Source organism: Caldimonas mangrovi, from assembly GCF_023721835.1.
GTDB lineage: Bacteria > Pseudomonadota > Gammaproteobacteria > Burkholderiales > Burkholderiaceae_C > Caldimonas > Caldimonas mangrovi.
Window position 1 is genome coordinate 1 of the sequence record NZ_JAMKFE010000016.1, and the last position, 23,200, is coordinate 23,200.

Sequence of the window (23,200 nt, forward strand, 5' to 3'; positions counted from 1 at the left end):
CCTGTCAAGCACTCAGCTCTTTTTTCTTCGCCTCCCGCTTTCGGCACCCGCCTCTTTTCGAAACCAGCACCGCGTTCAGCGAAGACAGTGACTGTAGCACAGAAAAAAAGAAAGGCGCAAGCAGGTCAGTGGATTTGGCCTGCATCGCCGGCCAGCTTGCGGAAACTAGCCTGGGGGTCGTCGCTGCCGAGCGTCTGGGCGACATGCAGTGCGAGCTTGGACGTGTCGGAGCGAAGGATGCGCTGCTTGACGGACGCGATCTGTGACGGATGCATCGAGAAACTGCGCAGGCCCATCGCCAGCAGCAGCGGCGTGAACGCGGGGTCACCGGCCATCTCGCCGCAGACACTGACGCCCTTGCTGGCACCGCGTGCTTCGGCGATCGTGCCGGCGATAAGCCGCAGCACCGCCGGGTGCCACGGATCGTAGAGATATGACACGCTCTCGTCAGCACGGTCGATCGCCAGCGTGTACTGGATCAGATCGTTGGTGCCGACCGAAACGAAATCGAAGTAGCGCAAGAACAAGGGGATCATCAGTGCGGCAGCCGGCACTTCGATCATTGCGCCCACTTCCACGTCGAGGAACGGCGTACCGGCATCGCGCAACTGCTGCTTGGCGCGCGCGATGATTTCGAAGGTCTGGCGGATCTCGCCGGCATGAGCGAGCATTGGAATCAGCAGGCGCACCTTTCCGAACACGCTGGCGCGCAGGATCGCACGCAGCTGCATGCGGAACATGCTGGGCTCCGACAGGCTCCACCGGATGGCGCGCAGCCCGAGCGCTGGATTGAGCGTGTGTTCGTGGCGCAGTTCGCTCAGTGACAGTCGCTCGAGCGACTTGTCGGCGCCTATGTCCACCGTGCGGATCGTCACCGGCAGCCCTTGCATCGCCTGCACGGCAGCCCGGTAAGCCTCGAACTGCTCGTCCTCCCCCGGCAGCTCGCCTTCCCGGTTCATGAACAGGAACTCGCTGCGGAACAATCCGACGCCGACGGCTCCCGCTTGAAGTGCCGCGGGCGCATCTTGCGGCAACTCGATGTTGGCGAGCAGCTCGACTTGCTCGCCATCCAGCGTGATGGCCGGTGTATGCCGCAGGCGCGCCAGACGTTCGCGTTCTAGCTCGCTTTGCCGCTGGCGGAAACGGTACTCCTCCAGCACGATCGGCGACGGGTCGACGATCACCACACCCGCGTCGCCATCGATGATGACCCAGTCATCCTGGCGGATCAGCCGACTTGCTTCACGCGCGCCGACGATGGCCGGAATGTCCATGCTGCGAGCAACGATCGCGGTGTGCGAGGTCTTGCCGCCCACGTCGGTGACGAAGCCCTTGAACACGCTCTGCTTGAACTGGAGCATGTCCGCTGGAGCAATGTCGTTGGCGATCAGCACCAGCGGTTCCTCGCCTCCCCAATCCTCCACGACCTTCCCGGCAGCAGGTGCAAGCGCAGAACTTTCGCCGCGCGCGAGTGCGCGCAACAGACGCTCGACCACCTGCTCCACGTCCGCCTTGCGCTCGCGCAGGTAGTCGTCGTCCATCTCGTCGAACTGGCGCGCCAGCACTTCGAGCTGCGCGGACAGCGCCCACTCGGCGTTGTAGTGGCGCTCCCGGATCCATTGCTTGGTGGCGCCGGTCAGCGATTCGTCATGCAGCAGCATCAGGTGCACGTCGAGCAGTGCGGACAGTTCTGGCGGAGCATCGTCAGGCATCTCGCGCTTGAGAGTCGAAAGCTCGTCGGCCACCGTGTTGCGCGCCTGGCGCACACGGCCGATCTCGGCCTCGATCTGGTCGGCATTGATGAAATAGTGGGCGACATCGACGCGGCTGGATGCGACCAGGACCGCCTTGCCAATGGCGACCCCGCGCGCGACGGGCAGACCGAAAACCTGGAGTGTCATGCCGGAATGCTAGCGCGGGTCAGCCCGGAACGGCCTGGGACTTTCGACGTGTTTTCGCTCGCCGGGCCGCTTCCCAGCCGCTTGCACGGGTACCGGCAATACCGGAGACTTCGGGCATCAGTTGTATCCGCAGTACCCGCCGGAAGGGGAAGACGATGCAGGGATGGTCTGGCCTGATCGAACAGCGCCTTGCGGCGCTGCCGTGCAGCGTGGCGCTGGAGTGGCCCGGCGGGCGCGCAGGCACCCCGAACGCCGACGTACGGCTCAAGTTGAACGAGTCGCGCTGGCTGGGTGCACTCGCGAGCGGGCAGATCGGCGATCTGGCCGACGCCTACGTCAAGGGGCAGGTCGACATCGAAGGCGGCATGCGCCAGGTGATGGCCGTGGCCGCGCGGCTGGTGGGAGACCCGGTACGAGACGATGCGACTTCGCCGTGGCAACGGTGGGCTGGGCAACTGCACTCGTTGCTGCGGCACAGCAGGGATCGCGACGCGCGTCAGATCGAGTTTCACTACGACGTCTCGGACGACTTCTATGCGCTCTGGCTTGACCCGCGCCGCGTGTACTCCTGCGCCTACTTCCGCGATGCGGAAATGACGTTGGCCCAGGCGCAGGAAGCCAAACTCGATCACATCTGCCGCAAGCTGCGTCTGGCACCCGGGCAGCGCTTCCTCGACCTCGGAGCCGGTTGGGGCGGGCTGCTGCTGTGGGCGGCGGAACACTATGGCGTCGAGGCAATCGGCATCACCCTCTCCAAGAACCAGCATGCACATGTCAACCGCCTGATCGAACAGCGCGGCCTTGCCGGCAGGGTGCAGATGCATCTGCTCGACTACCGCGACCTGCCAGAAGACCAGCCTTACGACCGCATCGCTTCGATCGGGATGTTCGAACATGTGGGCCGGGCGAACATGGTCTCGTACTTCGCGAAGATCCGGCAGCTGTTGCGCCCGGGTGGCCTGGTGATGAATCACGGCATCACGGCTGGTGGCCTGCGCAACAGCCAGTTGGGAGGTGGCATGGGCGACTTCATCGAGAAATACATCTTCCCGGGGGGCGAGTTGCTGCATGTCGCGCGTGTCACAGAAAGCCTGTCGGAAGGCGGGCTGGAACTGCTCGACGCCGAAAACCTGCGCCCCCATTACGCCCGCACGCTGTGGGCCTGGTCAGACGGGCTGGAACAACACCTGGACACCGCACGCGCGTTGACCAACGAGCGCACGGTCAGGGCGTATCGAATCTACCTGGCGGGGTGTGCGATGAGTTTCGAGCGCGGTTGGATCTCGCTGTTTCAACTGCTTGCCGCACGGCCGTCGGGACGCGAAGAGGATGGGCTCATGCGGGGCGCACAATCGGACTTTCCATTCAATCGCAGCTATATCTACCGCTGAACATGCTCTACAAGTTCAAGTCGAAGGCGGCCGGTGACGTGATCATGACGGGACCGGCCGGCGACCACATCGTGCAGTTGATCGGCAAGGAGCCCGCGCCGAAGGGCATCATCCTGCCCGCCGACATGCCGGCGGCGATCGCCGCGCTGGAGAAGGCGATCCTCGACGAGGAGGCCGAGCGCAAGCGTGCGGAGGAAGAGGCGCAGGCCGAAGGCCGGACGCTGTCGCCGCGCGAGACGGTCACGCTGCGGCAGCGCGCATGGCCCCTGATCGAGATGATGCGGCGCGCGCATGCAGCGGGCAAGGACATCGTCTGGGGCGTGTGACCCCACATCCTCTTGCACACTGGAGACGCGGATGAAACTCTCGAGCAACAGCTGGCGCGAAGGCCAGCGCATTCCCGCTCGCTATGCGGCAGGTCAAACTGACGGCCAGGGCGGCGTGACCTTTTCGGACAACGTGAACCCGCATCTGACTTGGTCGGACGTACCGCAAGGCGCACGGTCCTTTGCGCTGATCTGCCACGACCCCGACGTGCCGAGTCGCGGCGACGATGTCAACCAGCCGGACCGAGAGGTCCCGGCCGAGTTGCCACGCGTCGACTTCTTCCATTGGGCGATGGTGGACCTGCCGGCTTCGCTGCGCGAGATCGGCGAAGGCGAGTTCAGTCGCGAATTCACGCCTCGCGGCAAGAGCGGACCGGCGACGCTGCGCGGCGCACGGCACGGACTGAACGACTACACGGGCTGGTTTGCCGGCAACGACGACCTGGGCGGGCAGTACTTCGGCTACGACGGCCCCTTCCCGCCGTTCAACGATGCTCGGGAGCATCGTTACATCTTCACGCTGTATGCGCTCGACATCGAGCATTGCCCGGTCGAAGGCTCGTTCACCGGCGCGCAGGTGCGTGAAGCGATAGCCGGGCATGTGCTGGGCGAGGCGAGCTTTACCGGCACCTACACGCTCAACCGGCGCCTGGCTTGAACCCTCAGGCGGGCGACGAAAGGCAGCAGCAGCGACAATGGCAGGCCGTCCCCTGCCTTCTGCCTGCCGATGCCCCACCCCGATGCCACCCGTCTCTTCGTCGTGCGCCATGGCGAAACCGCCTGGAATGTCGACACGCGCATCCAGGGCCACCTGGACATTCCGCTGAACGACACCGGCCGCTGGCAGGCACAGCGCATGGGGGCGGCATTGGCCGACGAGACCATCCATGCGATCTACTCCAGCGATCTGTCGCGTGCGCATGAAACCGCTCTCGCGCTGGGCCAGGCGGTCGGCATTGCAGTGCACACCGACGCCGGCCTGCGCGAGCGAGGCTTCGGCGATTTCCAAGGGCTGACCTTCAAGGAGATCGAGGCGCGGTGGCCGGACGACGCACTGCGGTGGCGCAAGCGCGACCCCTCTTTCGGGCCGGCGGGTGGCGAGACGCTGGCCGGCTTCTATGCGCGGGTGGTCGACACCGCCACCACGCTGGCACAGAGGCACCCGGGGCAGACCATCGCGATGGTCGCGCACGGCGGCGTGCTGGACTGCCTGTACCGGGCCGCCTCGCGGGTCGACCTGCAGGCGCCGCGCACCTGGCAGCTGGGTAACGCAAGCATCAATCGGCTGCTGTTCACCGGGGAGGGTTTCATCCTCGTCGGCTGGTCGGATACCGGGCACCTTGCGACGGACGTGCTGGACGAATCGTCCGATGGCGACCGGATCGGCCGCGCCGCCTGAGCGCCTCGGCGCCGGCCGCAATCGGTGCAGCCCCTAGGATTCTCCGACTGCAAAAAAGCGAACGATCGTGCAAAACTGAGGGCCTGCCCGACTCGGAGGACATGCCGTCATGGAAGGCGCCCAAGTCATCGTTCTCGCCACCCCCGTGTTTTTGCTGCTGATCGCGATCGAATACGCGGTCGGCATCGTGCGCGGGCGCAACACCTACCGGCTGAACGATGCGATGAACAGCATCGGGCTGGGCATCATGAGCCAATTGGCCGGCGTGTTCACGAAGCTGATGACGGTGGGCATCTATACCGTCGTCCACCAGCAGGCAGCGCTGTGGCAGTTGCCGGCCGACGCCTGGTGGGTTTGGGGGGGCGCGCTGATCCTGTACGACTTCTTCTACTACTGGAACCATCGCCTGGGGCACGAGTCGGCGCTGTTCTGGGCCGCGCACGTGGTGCATCACCAGAGCGAGGACTACAACCTCTCGACCGCACTGCGCCAGACCAGCACCGGCTGGATCGGCAGCTGGATCTTCTACCTGCCGATGGCCGTGCTGGGCGTGCCGCCGCTGGTGTTCGCGGTGGTCGCGCTGATCGACCTGCTGTATCAATATTGGGTGCACACGCAGCAGATCGGCCGGCTCGGCGGGTTCGACCGTGTGTTCTGCTCGCCGAGCAACCACCGCGTGCACCATGCGGTGAACGACAAGTACATCGACAAGAACTACGGCGGCATCCTGATCCTGTGGGATCGCCTGTTCGGCACCTTCGAGGAAGAGGACGACCGCGACCCCTGCGTGTACGGCACACGTGGGCCGCTGCGTAGCTGGAACCCGGTGTGGGCGAACCTGCAGGTCTACTGGGAACTGGCAAAGGACAGCTGGCATGCCGAACGCTGGGCTGACAAGCTGCTCGTATGGATCAAGCCGCCCGGCTGGCGGCCCGCCGACGTCGCTGCCCGCTACCCGAAGCCGGCGTTCGACATCGCTCAGGTGACGCGCTACGACCCCCCGATGAGCCGGGGTGCGCAAGGAGCAGCCGTCGTGCTGTTTGTGCTGCTGCTGGGGGCGACCTCATGGTTCCTGTGGACCGCGCATACGCTGTCGTTCGGCGCGCTGACCGGCTCGGCACTGGGCATCGTGGCCGGGCTGTGGGCGGTGGGGCTCATCAGCACGGGGGCCTCCGCGCCCGCGTCTGCTTCTCAGGCGTCGGCCGCAGCCGGCGTGTCGACCGGGCGCTGAGTCGCCCGCACCCTATTCCTGGAACAGGTCGCCGGCAGCGTCCATGCGCCCTGGCGGCGTGACGCCGAGGTGGCGGTAGGCCGCCAGCGTCGCAATGCGCCCGCGCGGTGTGCGCTGCAAATAGCCCTGCTGGATCAGGTAGGGCTCGATCACGTCTTCGATGGTGTCGCGCTCCTCGCCGATGGCTGCGGCGAGGTTGTCGAGCCCGACCGGGCCACCGTCGAACTTGTGGATCACTGCGTCGAGCAGCTTGCGGTCCATCACGTCGAAGCCTTGCGGGTCGACATCCAGCATCGCGAGCGCCTTGTCGGCGATGCCCTTGGTGATCCGGCCGTCGGCCTTGACTTCAGCGTAATCGCGCACGCGGCGCAGCAGGCGATTCGCGATGCGCGGCGTGCCGCGCGACCGGCGTGCGATTTCGAGCGCGCCGGCGGCGTCGACCGGTGCGCCGAGCAGCCTGGCAGAGCGCGTGACGATGCGGGACAGCTCGTCAGCGGTATAGAACTCCAGCCGGGCGACGATGCCGAAGCGGTCGCGCAGCGGGTTGGTCAGCATGCCGGCGCGGGTGGTGGCGCCGACCAGCGTGAAGGGCTGCAGGTCGAGCTTGATCGAGCGCGCGGCCGGCCCCTCACCGATCATGATGTCGATCTGGTAGTCCTCGAGCGCGGGATAGAGGATTTCCTCGACGACCGGGCTGAGCCGGTGGATCTCGTCGATGAAAAGCACGTCGTTGCGCTCGAGGTTGGTCAGCAGTGCGGCGAGATCTTTCGGTTTTTCGAGCACCGGGCCGGAGGTCTGGCGCAGGTTGACACCCAGCTCGTGGGCAATGATGTGGCTCAGCGTGGTCTTGCCGAGGCCGGGCGGGCCGAACAGCAGCACGTGGTCGAGCGCCTCGCCGCGCTTGCGGGCAGCGCCGATGAAGATCTCGAGCTGCTCGCGCGCCTTGGCCTGGCCGACGTATTCCTGCAGGCCCTTGGGCCGCAGCGCACGCTCGATGGCTTCCTCGTTCGGCGAGCTGGGCGCGGCCGAGACCACGCGCTGGCGTGGCGGCGGGGTGAAGTCGTCCGTCTGGATGCTCATTGCCTGCTCACCTGGCGAGCGCCTTCAGCGCCAGCTTGATGCCTTCGCTCACGCCGACCTCAGCCGGCAGCGCCTTCAACGCAGCTGCCGCCTCCTTGTCGCTGTAGCCCAATGCCACCAAAGCCTGCAGCACGTCGGCATGCGCGTCGCTGACCACCGTCGACGGCTGGGCGATGTCGGCGCCCAACTTGCCCTTCAATTCCAGCAGCAACCGCTCGGCGGTCTTCTTGCCGATGCCGGGCACCTTCACGAGGCGGCCGGCCTCCTGGAGGCTGACCGCCTGGGCCAGGTCGCCGACGCTCATGCCCGACAGGATGGCCAGCGCAGTGCGGGGGCCGACGCCGGAGATACGGACCAGCAGGCGGAAGGTCTCGCGCTCAGCCGGCGTGCCGAAGCCGAACAGGATCTGCGCGTCCTCGCGCACGACGAAGTGAGTGAGCAGCGTGACGCGCTCGCCCAGGTTGGGGAGGTTGTAGAAGGTGCTCATCGGCACGTCGACTTCATAGCCGACACCGTTGACATCCATCAACACCAGCGGAGGGGCCTTCTCCGCGATCACGCCCGTCAGACGACCGATCATCGGGCGATTATCGGGGCGCGCGGCCCGTCAACGAGGCGATTTGCGGAACAGGCCGAGACGTTGTGCCTCGAGCGCGGCTTCCGCACGGGAAGAAACGTTGAGCTTGCGATAAATCTGTTTGACGTAGTCGGCGATCGTGTGACGCGACAGACCGAGCTGGACGCCGATCTCGGGCAGCGTGAAGCCCTTGGCGACACGCAGCAGCACCTCGTTCTCGCGCTCGGTGAGCGAAACGGTCGGCAGCAGCGGTTGGGCCTCAGCCGGCTGAGTACGGGCCTGTGACGCGAAATACGCGATCACGCGGCGGGCGATCGACGGCGACAGCGGCGGCTCGCCCTGCGTGATGCGCTGCAATTGCTCGGCCAGTTGGTCCTTGGCCTGCTCTTTCAGCAGGTAGCCGAAGGCGCCCGCCTGCAGCGCGGGAAACAGGTGATCATCGTCGTCGTGGATGGTGACGACCACCGACTGCGCATCCGGCTGGGACTCGCGCAGCGCCGCCACCACCTCGACACCGGAGCCGTCGGGCAGACCGAGATCGATCAACGCCAGGTCGAACCGCAAGGCGGTGATCTGCTCCAGGGCATCGTGGACACGCGCGCTTTCCGAGACACGAGCTGCAGGAAAGACCTGCATCACCAAGGTCTTGAGCCACTGGCGGATTTCAGGAAGGTCTTCGAGCAGAAGGATGTGCATCGTCAGCGCGGGCTTGAATGCCCGCTCCCGCAGGGAGGAACAGGTGACGTCGATGGTACCAGTGTGAAACGGCGCGCCCCATCGTCCCGATGGGGGAAAGGGACTCCCGGGTACCCGGCTTCACAGCGGCAACGTCAGCCGGATCACCGTGCCGTACCCCGGCCCCGACTCGACCAGGCACTGCCCGGCCAACTGCTTGGCGCGCCGCTTCATGCTCGCCATGCCGTGGCCGCGGTCGAGCTTGCCGTCGAGTTCGAGCGGGATGCCGCGGCCGTTGTCCTGAATCACCAGGTTGAAATCGGTGGTGTCGATGACGCAGCGTATCGTGCAGGCGCTGGCGCCGCTGTGCTTGATGATGTTGCTGATGGCCTCGCGCAGGATGCGGGTGGTCTGCACGTAGGCCCGTGCCGAGAGGTGGCGCTCGTCGTTCTCGTGGGCCGTCGTCCAATCGATCTGCACCGCCGCCTGGCCCAGACGCGAGACCACCTCGGCGCGCCAGTCCGCGAGCGCATCGGCGATCTTGACGGGCTTGCCGGTCAGGCCACGCACCGACAGCCGCATTTCCTCGAGTGCCTCGCGTGCCAGCGTGGAGATGCGCTCGTCGCCGCTGGTGTGCACGATGGTCAGCAGCTTCGCACCCAGGTCGTCGTGCAGATCTCCGGCGATGCGCTTGCGCTCCGCCTCGGCGACTTGCTCGATGCGTGCCTCGGCCAGGTCGGAGTAGCTGCGCTCGATCTCCGCGGTCTTCTCGAGGATGCGCTGCTCCAGGTTGACGCGCGCCGTTTCGGCCGCCTGCAGCGCTTGCACGAACTGCTGCACCAGACGCAGACCCACGGCGAAGAACAGCAGCGGCATCGCGAAATGGATCAGGTGTACGCGCGGCAGATCCACCCAGCCGTGCTGCACCATCGTTTCGACCGTTGCAAGCAGCATCATGACCATGAGTGCGCCGCTCATGATCCAGAACTCGGAGCGTCGTTCACGCCACACGTGGCGCAGGTAGTAGACCGCAGCCCACGAGACCTCGACAAGATAGAGGGTGGACCAGACCGTGGCCACGGCGAAGAAGTCCTCCTGCGGCAAGAGCGCGATGCTGGCCGGCACGAGCAGGCACTGCGACAGCATCGTCGCATCGACCCAGCGATACCGGTGCCCCCCGTAGCGCTGCAAGAACAGCACCGCGCAGGCGATCACGGGGGCCATCAGGCAGGTCAACAGCACTTCGCCGAGGTGGTGTTCGATCGGAATGTGACGTGCCCACAGGCGCGACGCGATGATCGCCCAGCCGACCAGCAGCAGCCCGAAGTACAGGTAGGCGGATTCGCTGCGCCGGGCCCAGGCGAGCCCGAGCATGAACAACCCGAGAACGACGATGGTGATGCCCAGGACCTGGGCCATCGTGACGTTCCAGAACAGCTGGCTTTCGTAATGCTGCAGCAGCTGTGCCTGCGGCGCGATCACCAGCTCTGACAGCCCGCCCGCACGCTGGCGTGCCGCCACCCGCTGCAAGGTGTGGCCGGCCACCTTGATCTCCAGCCGGTTGCCGCTGGGGCGCAGCAAGGTGGTCGGCAGCACGATCAGGTGGGGGCGGTAGCAGTTGCGGGTGATGGGGGGGCGCATGCGGCCGTCGCGTGCGAGCAACTCGCCGTTGAGTCGTACCTCCAGATTGGTACAGGCGCGCTCGACGTACAGCGCCAGCAGGTCCTGCGACGGCGCAGCGACGTCGAACTCGACGCGGTAGGAGACGGTGCCCTCGAAACCGGGGCGGGTCTCCGCCCAGTCGTCCGGCAGGCCGACTTGCTGGTGGACCGCCTGCACCGGCCCGTCGAAAGCCTGTTCCTCGACGACCACCGCCTCGCGCAACTCGATCTCGGCCGCGGTGGCAGAGCCCGCGGCACCGGCCAGCAACAGCATGAGCCCCAGGGCGGCGAGGCAAAAAAACAACCCACTGCGGTGCAAACCCCGCATCGGCAACAAGGGACTCATGGAAGTGGATTCTGCTGGAGCCGCCCGCGAGGGACAATCTGCCCCGTTGCCCGCCACCCCGGCCGGGCCCCAAAGTAGCTGCTACGTGATCCTTCGCCACGCCTTCATTCCCCTCAACAACGCCCGCCTGGCCCACCTGTGCGGGACGCTCGATGAGCACCTGCGCAGCATCGAAGCGGCCTTCGACGTCAGCATCACGCGTCGCAACGAGTCCTTCCGCATCGAGGGCGCGAGGAAACCCGCGGAACGTGCGGTGGCCCTGCTGCAGTCGTTGTACGACCGGGCGCGCAAGCCGATCCCGGCCGACGAGTTCCAGCTGGCGCTGGTCGAGGCGGTACAGGCCGACGACGTCGGGGCGTCCAAGGGCGACGACGACGAACTGGTTCTGCGCACCCGCCGCACCGACCTGCAAGGACGCACGCCCAACCAGGCCAGCTACCTGCGCAATATCCTCGGCCATGACATCACCTTCGGCATCGGCCCGGCAGGTACCGGCAAGACCTTTCTGGCGGTGGCCTGCGCGGTCGACGCGCTGGAACGCAGCGCGGTGCAGCGCATCATCCTGACGCGTCCGGCCGTGGAAGCCGGCGAGCGCCTGGGCTTTCTGCCCGGCGACCTGGCGCAGAAGGTCGACCCCTACCTGCGCCCGCTGTATGACGCGCTGTACGACCTGATGGGGTTCGACCGCGTGACCAAGGCGTTCGAGAAGGGGACGCTGGAGATCGCACCGCTGGCCTTCATGCGCGGGCGCACGCTGAATCATGCTTTCGTAATCCTCGACGAGGCGCAGAACACGACGCCGGAACAGATGAAGATGTTCCTCACTCGCATCGGCTTCGGCAGCAAGGCGGTCGTGACGGGTGACGTGAGCCAGATCGACCTGCCGAAGGGCCAGAAAAGCGGGCTGATAGAGGCCGAACGCATCCTGAAGCGCGTGCGCGGCATCGCGATGACACGCTTCACGGCCGCCGACGTGGTGCGGCACCCGCTGGTCGCGCGCATCGTCGAGGCCTACGACGCCGCCAAGAAGACCACCGACACATGACCCGCCCTGTTCGACCGACCCTGCGGTTGTCGCTGCAGTTCGCCGACGCCAGGCACCGTGGTCATCTGGCGCGCCACAAGGCAATGCGCTGGATGCGCGCGGCACTGGAAGTGCCGGCCGAGATCACGGTGCGCATCGTCGATGCCGACGAAGGCCAGGCGCTGAACCGCGACTACAGGCACAAGGACTACGCGACGAACGTGTTGACCTTCGACTATGCACATGAGCCGGTCGTCGTGGCCGACCTGATCCTGTGCGCGCCGGTGGTCGAGCGCGAGGCGCGTGACGAGGGCAAGACGCTCGAGGCGCACTACGCCCATCTGCTGGTGCACGGAACGCTGCACGCGCAAGGCTATGACCACGAGGAAGAGGACGAGGCCGAGGTGATGGAGGCGCGCGAGAGCGCGGTGATGCTCTCGCTCGGCTTCCCGGATCCCTATTCGCGCTAGATCCGGCCCTCCTCCACCGCGTGGCAGGCCACCTTCACGCCGCGCAGTTCCAGCAGCACCGGCCGTTCGCGTGAGCAGCGCTCGTTGGCGTACGGGCAGCGCGGGTGGAATGCGCAGCCGCTGGGTGGGTTCAGCGGGTTCGGTACCTCGCCCTGCACCGGCGTGCGCGCGCGACCCGTCATGTGGATGTCGGGGATCGCGTCGAGCAGCATGCGCGTGTACGGGTGCTGCGGCCGATCGAACAGCTCGCGCTTGGGCGCCACCTCGACCAGCCGGCCCAGGTACATCACGCCCACATCGTCGGCCACATGGTGCACGACCGCGAGGTTGTGCGAGATGAACAGGTAGGTCAGCCCGCGCTCGCGCTGCAGGTCCTTCATGATGTTGAGCACCTGCGCCTGCACCGACACGTCGAGCGCCGAGGTGGGCTCGTCACAGACCAGGAACTCGGGCTGCGTCGCCAGCGCCCGCGCGATCGAGATGCGCTGGCGCTGCCCGCCGGAGAACTGGTGCGGGAATTTCTCGACGTCGGCAGCGGAGAGTCCCACCGACTGCAACAGCTCGCCCACCCGCTGCCGCAGCGCCGCGGTGTCGTTCAGCAGGCCGTGCTCGCGCAACGGCTCGCCGACGATGTCCAGCACCTTCCAGCGCGGGTTCAGGCTGGCATACGGGTCCTGGAAGATCATCTGCATGCGCCGGCGCAGGCCGCGACCCTCTCGTGACGCGAGCACGGCCGCCGTCGGCCGACCTTCGAACACGACGTCGCCGCGACTGGGGGTGTACAGCCCTACCAGCAACCGCGCGACGGTGCTCTTGCCGCAACCCGACTCGCCGACCAATGCCAGCGTCTTGCCGCGCTCGATCGAGAAGCTGACGCCGTCGACGGCATGCACGAACTGCCGCGGCTTGCGCTCGACGACGCGGTTGAGCCAGGGCGCCGAGACGTCGAAGGTCTTGGCAAGATCGTTCACCTGCACGAGCGGCGCGGTCATGCAGCCCTCCGGATCGGTTCGGCATGCAGCCAGCACGCGGCGCGCGTACGACCGGCGTCGAGAAGGTCGGGCCGCTCGCTGCGGCAACGGTCGAAAGCGTGCGGGCAGCGGGGATTGAAGGCACAGCCCGGCGGAATGGCGTTCAGGCGCGGCATCGACCCTTCGATCTGCGCCAGCCTTGCACGGTCGTCCTCGATCGACGGGATCGAACCCATCAGGCCGGCGGTGTAAGGATGCGCCGCCGAGTGAATCACGTCGTGCACCGGACCGATCTCGGCGATGCGGCCGGCGTACATCACAGCAACCCGGTCGCACGTTTCGGCGATCACGCCCATGTCGTGCGTCACCAGCATCACCGCGGCTCCCTTGTCCTTGCACAGGCGCTTGAGCAGAGAAATGATCTGCGCCTGGATCGACACGTCGAGTGCGGTGGTGGGCTCGTCGGCGACGATCAGTTGCGGCTCGGCCGCCAACGCCAAGGCGATCACGACCCGTTGGCGCATGCCGCCCGAGAACTGATGGGGGTAGTGGTCGACGCGTGCCTCGGCCGCCGGAATGCCGGTGTCCTTCAGCAGTTGAATGGCACGCTGGCGCGCTTCGGCATGGCCGAGCGGCAAATGCGTCTGGATGGTCTCGATCAGTTGCCTCCCGACGGTGTACAGCGGGTTCAGCGAGGTCAGCGGGTCCTGGAAGATGGCACCGATTCGGCGGCCGCGCACGCGACGCATCGCGTCGTACGGCAGGTTGTCGATGCGCTGGCCTTCGAGCACGATCTGCCCGCCCGCCACCCGGCCGGGCGGCTCGAGCAGGCCGATGATGGATGCGCCGGTGAGCGACTTGCCGGCGCCCGATTCGCCGACGACGCCAAGGATTTCGCCGGCCGAGATGTCGAAGGACACGTCGTCGAGGGCGACCAGCGTGCCATGGCGTGTCGGAAACTCGACACGCAGGTTCTTCACTTGCAACAGGGGAGAAGTCATCGTGACAGCTTTCTTCGTCAGCGCAGGCGCGGGTTGAGCGCGTCGCGCAGCCAGTCGCCGAGCAGGTTCACGCTGAGCGCGATCAGCACCAGCATCACACCGGGGAAGACGGTGATCCACCACTCGCCGCTGAACAGGAAGTCGTTGCCGACGCGGATCAGGGTGCCGAGCGACGGCGAGGTGGGTGGCGCGCCCACGCCCAGGAAGGACAACGTGGCCTCGATGATGATGGCCTGCGCGACCTGGATCGTCGACAGCACCAGCACCGGGCCCATCACGTTGGGCAGCACATGTTTGCGCATGATGCGCAAGGGGCTGACGCCGATCACGCGCGCGGCCTGCACATAGTCCTTGTTGCGCTCGACCATGGTGGAGCCGCGAACGGTGCGGGCGTAGTCGACCCATTTGGTCAGCGTGATCGCAAGGATGAGCACCGCGAAGGCCAGCGTCTCGTGCGCGTCGGGGAACATCGCACGGCCGACGCCGTCGATCAGCAGCGCGATCAGGATTGCGGGAAACGACAGCATCACGTCGCACACGCGCATCAGCAGCGCATCGAGACGGCCGCCGAGGAAGCCGGCCAGCAACCCGAGGCTGACGCCGATCAGCATCGACAGCGCGACCGACGCGAAACCGACGAACAGCGAGATGCGCGCGCCGTACATCAACGCGGAGAGTATGTCCCGACCCTGGCCGTCGGTGCCGAGCAGGTATTTGGAACTGCCCTCGTCCATCCACGCGGGCGGCAACCGGGCGTCGCCGAGTTCGAGCGTCGCGAGGTCGAACGGGTTGTGCGGGGCGACCCAGCCGGCGAACACGGCGGCGAAGATGCAGACGAAAGCCATCACGGCGGCCAGGATGGCGACCGGCGACGTGCGAAAGCTGTACCAGACGTCGCCGCCGAAGAAGCGTTGCAATGCAGTGGTGGTCATCGAAGAGCGCTGTTGAGACAGGGGCACCGGCTCGCCGAGAGGCCGGCATCGGACACGGTGGACCGGCGGCAGACCGCGCCACCGGCCCGTGCCGTCATTTGACGACGATCCACTTGTAGAACATGAAGTTGTCGGGCAGTTGCACCAGCTCGACGTTCTTCTTCGTGGCCCACGCCAGCGCCTGCTGGTGCAGCGGAATGTGGCCGACGTCGTCTTGGTGGATCTTGAAGGCCTCGCGGATCATCTCGTTGCGCCGGGCCTGGTCGGTCTCGGACTGGATCTTCAACGTCAGCTCGTCGAGCTTGGCGTTGCTGTAGGAGCCCAGGTTGAACTGGCCCTGGCCCTTGTCGGTGGGCGTGGCCATCAGCGCGTTGAGCGCGTTGTGGGAGTCGTAGGTGCCGGGTGTCCAGCCCAGCATGTAGAAGCTGGTGTTGCGACTGAGGATCTTGGGGAAGTAGGTGACCTTGGTCTCGGCCTGCAGGTTGATCTTGACGCCGATGCGCGCCAGGTTGGCCGCGACCGCCTGGCAGATGTCGCCGTCGTTGACATAGCGGTCATTGGGGCAGTTCATGCTCACCTCGAAGCCGTTGGCATAGCCGGCCTCGGCCAGGAGCTTCTTCGCCGCCTCGGGATCGTACGGCAGACGCTTGTTCAACTCGCCCGGGAAACCCTTGATGCCCGGCGCGATCATCAGGCCGGTCGGTGTCGCGGCGCCGCGCATCACGCGCGTCTTGATGGTCTCGATGTCGATGGCCTGGTAGAAGGCCTGGCGCACCCGCTTGTCCTTGAAGGGGTTCTTGCCCTTGACGCTGGAGAACAGCAGTTCGTCGCGCTTCTGGTCCATCCCGAGGAAGATGGTGCGCAGCTCCGGCCCCTGCAGCAGCTTGATGTCGGAACTCGAGCGCAGGCGCTGCACGTCCTGCAGCGGCACCGGCTCCATCACGTCGACCTCGCCGGACAGCAGCGCCGCGACACGCGTCGCGTCGTTGCCGATCGGCGTGAACACGACCTCGTCGACGTTGCTCTCGACTTTGTCCCAGTAGCCGGCGTTGCGCACGAGCACGGTGCGGGTGGTCGGCTGGCGCTCCTTCAGCCGGAACGGGCCGGTACCGTTGGCGCGAAAGCTCGCGGCGTTCTCGATGCCCTTGCGCCGGTCGACCGGCAGCTCGGCCTTGTTCTCCTCGCACCACTTCTTGCTCATCATGTAGACCAACGTCAGCACGTCCGGCAGGATGGGGAAAGGCGTGACGGTCTCGATCTCGACGGTGTGGTCATCGACCTTGCGCACGTCCTTGACCGAAGAAACGTAGCTCTTCATGTCCGAACCCTCGCCGGCGACCCGCTTGAACGAGAACACCACGTCGTCGGCGCCGAACGGTGTGCCATCGTGGAATTTGACGCCGCGGCGCAACTCGAAGCGCCACACGGTGGGCGAGGTCTGCTTCCAGCTGGTCGCCAGGCCGGGCACCAGCGCGAGCTTCTTGTCGCGCGCCACCAGCGGCTCGTACACGTTGCCGGTGAAGCTCAGTTGCATCGACTCGTTGAGCGAGTGCGGGTCCATCGACTGCGCGTCGCCCTGGTTGGCGATGCGCACGGTCTTCGCGGCTGCAAGGCCGCAGGCCAGCGCCAGCGCAAGCGCCAGCAGAGTGGGTTGTAGCTTCATGGGGATCCTCCTGGGTAAGCGAACGAGGTCAGGACTGGGTGAACCTGCAGGCCCCATGGTCGCCGGCGGCGGCCAGGGCCGATAGTGGGTCTGCCGCACTTGCGTTCATGGCAAGGGCATGGCCTTTTCGGCGAGAGACGCGAACAGCGCGGAGCCGAGCGGCAGGATCTCGTCGTTGAAGTCGTAGCGACTGCTGTGCAGAAAGCAGCCGGGATCGTTGGCATCCCGGCCCTGTCCGATGCGCAGATAGGCGCCGGGCTTGACCTGCAGCATGAACGAGAAATCCTCCGCCCCCATGCTCGGCGGCAGGTCGCGCACCACGCGCTCGGTGCCCAGCAGCGATTCGGCCACGTCAGCCGCGAAGAGGGCCTCGGCCCGCGAGTTGACGGTGGCCGGATAGACTCGCTTGTAGTCGAGCGCCGCGGACGCCCCGAACCCGACCGCTATGGACTCCACCAGACGGCCGAGACGCTCCTCGATCAGGTCCTGCACCTGCGGGCGAAAAGTGCGCACGGTGCCGACCAACCTGGCTTGGCGCGGAATCACGCTCATCGCCCCGACGTCGCCGCCCTGCACCGCACACAGGCTGACGACCGCGTTGTCGAAGGCGCTGACGTTGCGCGAGACCAGGCTTTGCGCGGCGACGACGATGTGCGCCCCCACCAGCACCGGATCGACCGCCAGATGCGGGTGCGCGCCGTGCCCGCCCTTGCCGGTCACGGTGATTTCGATCCGGTCGGCGGCCGCCATCATCGGTCCCGGGGCCACGCCGACCTGGCCCGCCGTGAGGTGCGGCCAGTTGTGCATGGCATAGACCGACTGCGCCGGGAAGCGCTCGAACAGGCCATCGTCGATCATGGCCTTCGCACCGGCAAAGCCTTCCTCGCCGGGCTGGAACACCAGGTAGACGGTGCCGTCGAAGCGACGCGTCTCGGCGAGGTAGCGCGCCGCGCCGATCAGCATGGTCGTGTGGCCGTCGTGGCCGCAGCTGTGCATCAGGCCGGTCTTGCCCGAACGCCACGCGAAGTCGTTCTCCTCGCGCATCGGCAGCGCGTCCATGTCCGCGCGCAGCCCGATGCTGCGGCCCGAGACGCGGCTTTGTCCATGGATGACGCCCACCACGCCCGTCTTCGCGATGCCGGTGTGGATCTCGTCGACCCGCGTGAGCTTCAAGGCCTCGACGACCCGGCTGGCGGTGCGCACCTCCTCGAAGCCGAGCTCGGGGTGGGCGTGCAGGTCGCGCCGGAAGGCGGTGAGCTCCGGGTGGAAGCCGGCGATGTGCGTGAACACGCCTTGCGAGATGGGCCGCATGTCAGTGGGCTCCGGCGGCGTTGCTGATCCGCAGCCGCGGATCAACCTGGAAATACAGCAGGTCGACCACCAGGTTGATCAGCACGAAGATCAGCGCGATCAGGCAGAGGTAGGCGGCCATCACCGGGATGTCGGCGAACGTCACCGCCTGGATGAACAGCAGCCCCATGCCGGGCCATTGGAACACCGTCTCGGTGATGATGGCGAACGCGATCAGCGACCCCAGCTGCAGGCCGGTGATCGTGATCACCGGCACCAGCGTGTTTTTCAGCGCGTGGCCGAAATGCACGGCACGGTCCGACAGGCCGCGCGCCCGGGCGAACTTGATGTAGTCGGTGCGCAGCACCTCCAGCATTTCGGCGCGCACCAATCGCATGATCAACGTGAGCTGGAAGATCGCCAGCGTGATCGACGGCAGCACCAGGTGCTTCCAGCCGTCCAGCGTCAGGAAGCCGGTGCTCCAGAGGCCGAGCGTCACCGTCTCGCCGCGCCCGAAGCTCGGCAGCCAACCGAGCGTGACCGAGAACACCAGGATCAGCAGGATGCCGATCAGGAAGGTCGGCAGCGACACGCCGAGCAACGAGATCGTCAACAGCACCTGCGACAGGAAGCTGCCGCGCCGTAGCGCGGCATACACCCCCATCGGAATGCCGACGACCAGCGCAAGCACAGCCGCCGTCAGCGACAGCTCCAGAGTTGCCGGGAAGCGCTCGACGATCAGCGACGAGACCTTGCGCCCCTGGCGCAGGCTGAGGCCGAACTCGCCCTGCACCGCATTGCCGACGAAATGGCCGAACTGCACGAAGAACGGCTGGTCGAGGCCGAGATCGGAACGCATGCGGGCACGCTCTTCGGGCGTCGCGTCCTGCCCCAGCAGATTCGTGACAGGGTCGCCGACGAACTGGAACAGCATGAACGCGATGAAAGCCACCGTCAGCATGACGATGACGGCCTGCGCGAGGCGGCGAAGTATGAAAACCAGCATGGACAGTCTTGGTTGACTACAGCGCCAAGGGGTCGCCTGCGGCACTGCGTGAATACATGCCTTGCCGCCCGGGTAGGGCAGGCAAGGCGAAGGGTCGCGAACGGCTCGGTCAGTTGACCTTGACGGCGCGCATGTCGATGCGGTTGTCGGCGCGGTGGTACAGCTCGATGTTCTTCTTCATCGCCCACGGGATCACCTGATTGTGCAGCGGGATGTGCGAGACATCCTGATGCGACAACAGCAGTGCCTGCTCGATCAACTGGTTGCGGTTAGTCTGGTCGACTTCCTTCTTGATGCGCTCGACCAGCGCGTCCATTTGCGGGTTGCTGTAGCGCCCGACGTTGTAGTTGCCGTCACCCTGCGCACCGACCGAGCGCACCAGCGACTGCAGCGAATACAACGCGTCGAAGGTCGGCACGCCCCAGCCCAGCATGTAGATGCTGGCCTCGTAGCGCTGGATCATCGGGAAGTACGTCACCAGCGGCAGCGTGCGCAGCCTGGCCTTCACGCCAATGCGGGCCCACATTGCGGTCACCGCCTGGCAGATCGGCTCGTCACTGATGTAGCGGTTGTTCGGGCACGCGAAATCGACCTCGAAGCCGTTGGGGTAGCCCGCCTCGGCGAGCAGCTTCTTGGCCGCGCTCACGTCGTAGGCGTAGCGCTGGTCGGCGCGCTTGGTCCAGCCGTTGACCTGCGGCGCGATCAGCGTACCGGTCGGCTGGCTCATGCCTCGCATGATGGTCTTCTGGATCGCGTTGACGTCGATGGCCTGGTACAGCGCCTTGCGCACGCGCACGTCCTTCAGCGGGTTCTTGCCCTTCACGTTCGAGCCAGGCAGTTCGTCGCGGAACTGGTCCATGCCGAAGAAGATGGTGCGGTTCTCGACACCGTCCACCACCTTCAGCGCGGGGTTGTGGCGCATGCGCGCCATGTCGGACGGCGCGGGGTCGAGCACCATGTCGACTTCACCGGACAACAGCGCGGCCATGCGCGTGGCCTCGGACTTGATCGGGCTGTAGACGATCTCGGTGAGGTTGCTGTCCATCTTGCCCCACCAGCCGGGGTTGCGCACCAGCACCATCTTCACGTCCTGGTCCCAGCTCTTGAGCATGAAGGGGCCGGTGCCGTTGGCGTTGCGGTGGGCGAAGTTTTCTTCCGGGGTCTTGATGTCCTTGGGTGTGGTGGAGCGATTCTTCTCGGCCCAGCCCTTGTCCATCATGCGCAGCTCGGTCAGCTGGCGCAGCAGCACCGGGTTAGGGCCTTTGGTGAAGATGTCGATGGTGTAGTCATCGACCTTCTCGACCTTGTCGATGCCTTGTGTGTACACGCCGAAGTTCGACGACTTGTCCATCGCGCGGTTCAGCGAGAACACCGCGTCGTCGGCGTTGAAGTCCGCTCCGTCATGGAACTTCACGCCGCGGCGCAAGGTGACGCGCACCTGGGTGGGGCTGACCTGCTGGTGGCCGGTCGCGAGCACGGGTTCCAGTTGGAACTTGCGGTCGTAATAGAACAGCGACTCGTAGACGGAGGCGTGGATGCCGTTGGCGAGCGCATTGTTCTGGGAGTGGATGTCCCAGGTCGGAATGTCGCTCGAGCTCGACCACTTGAACGACTTGGCTTGGACTGCGGCCGGCAACGCGACCGAACACAGGGCTGCAGCGGCCAGGGTCGAAGCGACGCCCGCCGCAAAGGACTTGCGATGCACCATGGAGGAATCCTGAATATTGAAAGCTCAATCTTCAGCAAATCGCTTGCCACTCGTCAAAGGGGGAAGCCCTGGGGTGTCCTTGTTTCGCGGGACAGGGCCGAGCGAGTTGTGTCTCTTCGATTCATGCGCTGTCGCGAAGGAGACATGAAAAAAGCCGCCCGAAGGCGGCTTTCGCACAATGGCGATTCGAGGCTTGCGCGAGGCAAGCGCCGGATCAGAAGTTGTGCTTGATACCGACGTCGAAGCCCCACTTGTTGTCGTCGATGTGGTCGGCGCTGTCACGAGCCAGGTCGGTGTAGACCGTGGTGCGCTTGGACATCGGGTAGTGGTAGCCGACGCTGAACTTGTTCATGACCTTGACGTCCGCGTCGCGGTTCGTCAGGCGGTTGTACGAGCCACGCAGTTCGCCCGCGCCGATGGGAGCGGTCGCCGCGATGTGGTAATCGCGCATCTTGTCACCGTCGACGCCGGCAGCACCAGCGGTGCGGCCTTGGCCGAGCGCGCCAATCAGCTTGAACATGCCGAAGTCGTACGCAGCCGTACCGATCAGCCACGTCCCATCTTCGTCAGCCGACTTGTCGTAACCCAGGCCGAAAGACAGCGGACCCGCGGCGTAGGTGGCCGCAAAACCCCACGTGCCGTTGGTGTCGTTGCCCGGGACTTCGTCCATAGACCACTGGCCATGAATGCGGAAGCCACCCCAGTTCGGCGAGGAGTAGTTGATGCTGTTGTCCTTGCGAACCGGCTCGATGGAGCCGCGCAGGCCCGTGCCCGGGGTTGCGACCGTGTCAAAGCCCCACGGGTCGGCCGCCAACTCGACGAACAGGAAGGACGGGGTGTAGTCGCGGCCGAAGCGCACTTCACCGAAACCGCCGGCCAGGCCGACATAGGAACGGCCGTGCCAGAACTTGGCCGTGGTCAGTTCGCCGGTATCAGCATTGAAACGATGCTCGATGTTGAAGATGGCCTTCAGACCGCCACCCAGATCTTCGGCACCGCGCACGCCCAGGCGGCTGCCCGAACCGTTCTGCATTTGCCAGTAGTCGGTGCCGATGTTGCGGGCGACGCTCAGGTCAACGCGGCCGTACAGCGTGACGTTGGACTGGGCAGACGCTGTGCCGGCAAAGGCACCCAGCACGGCGAGAGCGAGAAGAGATTTTTTCATTGCAACTATCTCCTAGGTTGAACAAGAGGTCTCGAGCGCGCCATTCTTCGCGATGCGCTTCAAGCCAACCTCCTCATCGGAAGTTGCTCGCTATTCCACCAGACCGACCCGACCCAGGCCAGCATTTGCCCCATAAAAACGACGAGCCTGTTGTCTGTCTGCAACGGGAGGGCGGCCGCGCGGCAATGCGTAACACAGCGGTCGGCGCGGCACAATGCGGGGGTTCGCGACACCGATGCCCACCATGTCACGCTCCCCCATCGACGCATTGCTCAGCACCGCCGACAACGCCCTGCGCACCGTGTTCGGCGCGCACCACGCGTCCCGCGAGACTCCGCGATCCGCCGGGGAGCCCGGGCAGCCGCTGCAAGAAGCGGAGCGGAAACTGGCTGCCTCGTTGATGCGCGTGAACCATGTCGGCGAGGTCTGTGCCCAGGCGCTCTACACCGGCCAGGCGCTGGTGACACGGGACCCGGCGCTCAAGGCGCACTTCGAGGCGGCCGCTCGCGAGGAGACCGACCACCTGGCCTGGACCGAGCAGCGCCTGCGCGAGTTGGGCGACCGCACCAGCCTGTTGAACCCGTTGTGGTACGCCGGCGCGCTGGGCATCGGCCTGGTGGCGGGCCGGCTGGGCGGCGACCGGGTGAGCCTGGGCTTTGTCGTCGAGACCGAGCGCCAGGTCGAACAGCACCTGGAGAGCCATCTGGACCGCCTGCCGGCGGAGGATCACGCGTCGCGCGCCATCGTCTTGCAGATGAAGGACGACGAGGCGCGGCATGCCCTGCAAGCGCAACAGGCGGGCGCCGCCGAGCTGCCGCCGCCGGTGCGGTGGGCGATGCGCGCAGCGGCCAAGGTCATGACGACCACCGCGCACCGGATCTGACGGCGCGGCAAACGCCGGCTCAGCCCTCCACGATCTCGAAGCTGGTCGTGATCTCCGCCGTCTTGGCCAGCATGATGCTGGCCGAGCAGTACTTGTCGTGCGACATCTGGATGGCGCGCTGCACCGCCGTGTCGGCCAGCCCCTGGCCGGTGACGACGAAGTGCATATGGATCTTGGTAAACACCTTGGGGTCGACCTCGGCGCGGTCGGCTTTGACCTGCACCTGACAGCCGCGCACGTCGTGGCGGCCGCGCTTGAGAATCAGCACGACGTCATAAGCAGTGCAGCCGCCGGTGCCGGCCAGCACGGTTTCCATCGGCCGCGGCGCCAGGTTGCGGCCGCCGCCGTCGGGGGCGCCGTCCATCGTCAGCAGGTGGCCGCTGCCGGTTTCGGCGGAAAAGGCCATGCCGGAGGCCGGCATCCAGTTCACGGTGCATTCCATGGGGTGTCGCTTCGTTCAGCAGGTGTGGAGAAAGTCGCATTTTTGTGCGGTGCGTGAG

The 23,200-nt window shown here is 66.1% G+C and carries 21 protein-coding genes and 1 pseudogene; 8 read left to right on the plus strand and 14 right to left on the minus strand.

Going from position 1 to position 23,200, the window contains the following annotated elements; genetic code table 11:
- Positions 1-125: 125 nt before the first annotated feature.
- On the minus strand, positions 126-1,901 hold the full coding sequence (gene ptsP, locus M8A51_RS21105) for a phosphoenolpyruvate--protein phosphotransferase (RefSeq protein WP_251780518.1): 1,776 nt from the start codon (positions 1,899-1,901) through the stop codon (positions 126-128).
- 155 nt (positions 1,902-2,056) lie between these two features.
- On the opposite strand from ptsP, the gene M8A51_RS21110 reads away from it, so the two are divergent.
- The 5 genes and pseudogenes from M8A51_RS21110 to M8A51_RS21130 form a co-directional block, all read left to right on the plus strand.
- Positions 2,057-3,292 (plus strand): class I SAM-dependent methyltransferase, encoded by a 1,236-nt coding sequence (locus tag M8A51_RS21110; RefSeq protein ID WP_251780519.1) that lies wholly within the window; start codon positions 2,057-2,059, stop codon positions 3,290-3,292.
- Between the two features lie 2 nt (positions 3,293-3,294).
- Entirely contained in the window at positions 3,295-3,618 is a 324-nt protein-coding gene (locus tag M8A51_RS21115; protein WP_251780520.1) for a DUF1840 domain-containing protein, read from the plus strand.
- A 31-nt stretch (positions 3,619-3,649) separates the two neighbouring features.
- Positions 3,650-4,276, plus strand: coding sequence for a YbhB/YbcL family Raf kinase inhibitor-like protein (locus tag M8A51_RS21120; protein WP_251780521.1), 627 nt, complete (start codon positions 3,650-3,652; stop codon positions 4,274-4,276).
- Between the two features lie 69 nt (positions 4,277-4,345).
- Positions 4,346-5,017, plus strand: a complete 672-nt coding sequence (locus M8A51_RS21125) for a histidine phosphatase family protein (RefSeq protein WP_251780522.1) — start codon at positions 4,346-4,348, stop codon at positions 5,015-5,017.
- Between the two features lie 109 nt (positions 5,018-5,126).
- A pseudogene (locus M8A51_RS21130) lies at positions 5,127-6,206 on the plus strand (sterol desaturase family protein); the annotation flags it as partial.
- Positions 6,207-6,260: 54 nt separating this feature from the next.
- Here the strand turns inward: M8A51_RS21130 and ruvB are convergent.
- From ruvB to M8A51_RS21150, 4 genes are all read right to left on the minus strand, one after another.
- Entirely contained in the window at positions 6,261-7,328 is a 1,068-nt protein-coding gene (gene ruvB / locus M8A51_RS21135; RefSeq protein WP_251780523.1) for a Holliday junction branch migration DNA helicase RuvB, read from the minus strand.
- A gap of 7 nt (positions 7,329-7,335) precedes the next feature.
- Positions 7,336-7,908 carry a Holliday junction branch migration protein RuvA gene (ruvA, locus tag M8A51_RS21140; RefSeq protein ID WP_251780524.1) on the minus strand — a complete coding sequence of 191 codons (573 nt, stop codon included), beginning with the start codon at positions 7,906-7,908 and terminating at the stop codon, positions 7,336-7,338.
- Positions 7,909-7,935: 27 nt separating this feature from the next.
- On the minus strand, positions 7,936-8,601 hold the full coding sequence (locus M8A51_RS21145; protein ID WP_251780525.1) for a response regulator: 666 nt from the start codon (positions 8,599-8,601) through the stop codon (positions 7,936-7,938).
- A 120-nt stretch (positions 8,602-8,721) separates the two neighbouring features.
- On the minus strand, positions 8,722-10,587 hold the full coding sequence (locus M8A51_RS21150; RefSeq protein WP_251780526.1) for a sensor histidine kinase: 1,866 nt from the start codon (positions 10,585-10,587) through the stop codon (positions 8,722-8,724).
- An 85-nt stretch (positions 10,588-10,672) separates the two neighbouring features.
- On the opposite strand from M8A51_RS21150, the gene M8A51_RS21155 reads away from it, so the two are divergent.
- Entirely contained in the window at positions 10,673-11,632 is a 960-nt protein-coding gene (locus M8A51_RS21155) for a PhoH family protein (RefSeq protein ID WP_251780527.1), read from the plus strand.
- The gene (gene ybeY / locus M8A51_RS21160) at positions 11,629-12,081 is read left to right on the plus strand and encodes an rRNA maturation RNase YbeY (protein ID WP_251780528.1); all 453 of its coding nucleotides are present in this window, start codon (positions 11,629-11,631) and stop codon (positions 12,079-12,081) included. Before M8A51_RS21155 ends, ybeY begins: the two co-directional genes overlap by 4 nt.
- Here the strand turns inward: ybeY and M8A51_RS21165 are convergent.
- From M8A51_RS21165 to M8A51_RS21200, 8 genes are all read right to left on the minus strand, one after another.
- Entirely contained in the window at positions 12,078-13,073 is a 996-nt protein-coding gene (locus M8A51_RS21165) for an ABC transporter ATP-binding protein (RefSeq protein WP_251780529.1), read from the minus strand. The genes ybeY and M8A51_RS21165 overlap by 4 nt on opposite strands.
- On the minus strand, positions 13,070-14,053 hold the full coding sequence (locus tag M8A51_RS21170; protein WP_251780530.1) for an ABC transporter ATP-binding protein: 984 nt from the start codon (positions 14,051-14,053) through the stop codon (positions 13,070-13,072). The genes M8A51_RS21165 and M8A51_RS21170 overlap by 4 nt, the downstream gene beginning before the upstream one ends.
- A 17-nt stretch (positions 14,054-14,070) precedes the next feature.
- Positions 14,071-14,985, minus strand: coding sequence for an ABC transporter permease (locus M8A51_RS21175; protein ID WP_251780531.1), 915 nt, complete (start codon positions 14,983-14,985; stop codon positions 14,071-14,073).
- Positions 14,986-15,079: 94 nt separating this feature from the next.
- Positions 15,080-16,648: an ABC transporter substrate-binding protein gene (locus M8A51_RS21180; protein ID WP_251780532.1), complete on the minus strand. Its 1,569-nt coding sequence runs from the start codon at positions 16,646-16,648 to the stop codon at positions 15,080-15,082.
- 105 nt (positions 16,649-16,753) lie between these two features.
- Positions 16,754-17,959: a M20 aminoacylase family protein gene (locus M8A51_RS21185; RefSeq protein ID WP_251780533.1), complete on the minus strand. Its 1,206-nt coding sequence runs from the start codon at positions 17,957-17,959 to the stop codon at positions 16,754-16,756.
- Position 17,960: 1 nt separating this feature from the next.
- A complete protein-coding gene (locus tag M8A51_RS21190) occupies positions 17,961-18,944 on the minus strand; it encodes an ABC transporter permease (protein WP_251780534.1) in 984 nt (327 codons plus the stop codon).
- Between the two features lie 109 nt (positions 18,945-19,053).
- Positions 19,054-20,652 (minus strand): ABC transporter substrate-binding protein, encoded by a 1,599-nt coding sequence (locus M8A51_RS21195; protein ID WP_251780535.1) that lies wholly within the window; start codon positions 20,650-20,652, stop codon positions 19,054-19,056.
- Positions 20,653-20,866: 214 nt separating this feature from the next.
- Entirely contained in the window at positions 20,867-21,817 is a 951-nt protein-coding gene (locus tag M8A51_RS21200; protein ID WP_251780536.1) for a porin, read from the minus strand.
- 244 nt (positions 21,818-22,061) lie between these two features.
- Between M8A51_RS21200 and coq7 the strand changes: the two genes are divergently transcribed.
- Positions 22,062-22,700, plus strand: a complete 639-nt coding sequence (gene coq7, locus M8A51_RS21205) for a 2-polyprenyl-3-methyl-6-methoxy-1,4-benzoquinone monooxygenase (protein ID WP_251780537.1) — start codon at positions 22,062-22,064, stop codon at positions 22,698-22,700.
- Between the two features lie 19 nt (positions 22,701-22,719).
- Here coq7 and M8A51_RS21210 read toward each other — a convergent pair whose 3' ends face one another.
- Positions 22,720-23,142 carry an OsmC family protein gene (locus M8A51_RS21210; RefSeq protein WP_251780538.1) on the minus strand — a complete coding sequence of 141 codons (423 nt, stop codon included), beginning with the start codon at positions 23,140-23,142 and terminating at the stop codon, positions 22,720-22,722.
- Positions 23,143-23,200 lie beyond the last annotated feature (58 nt).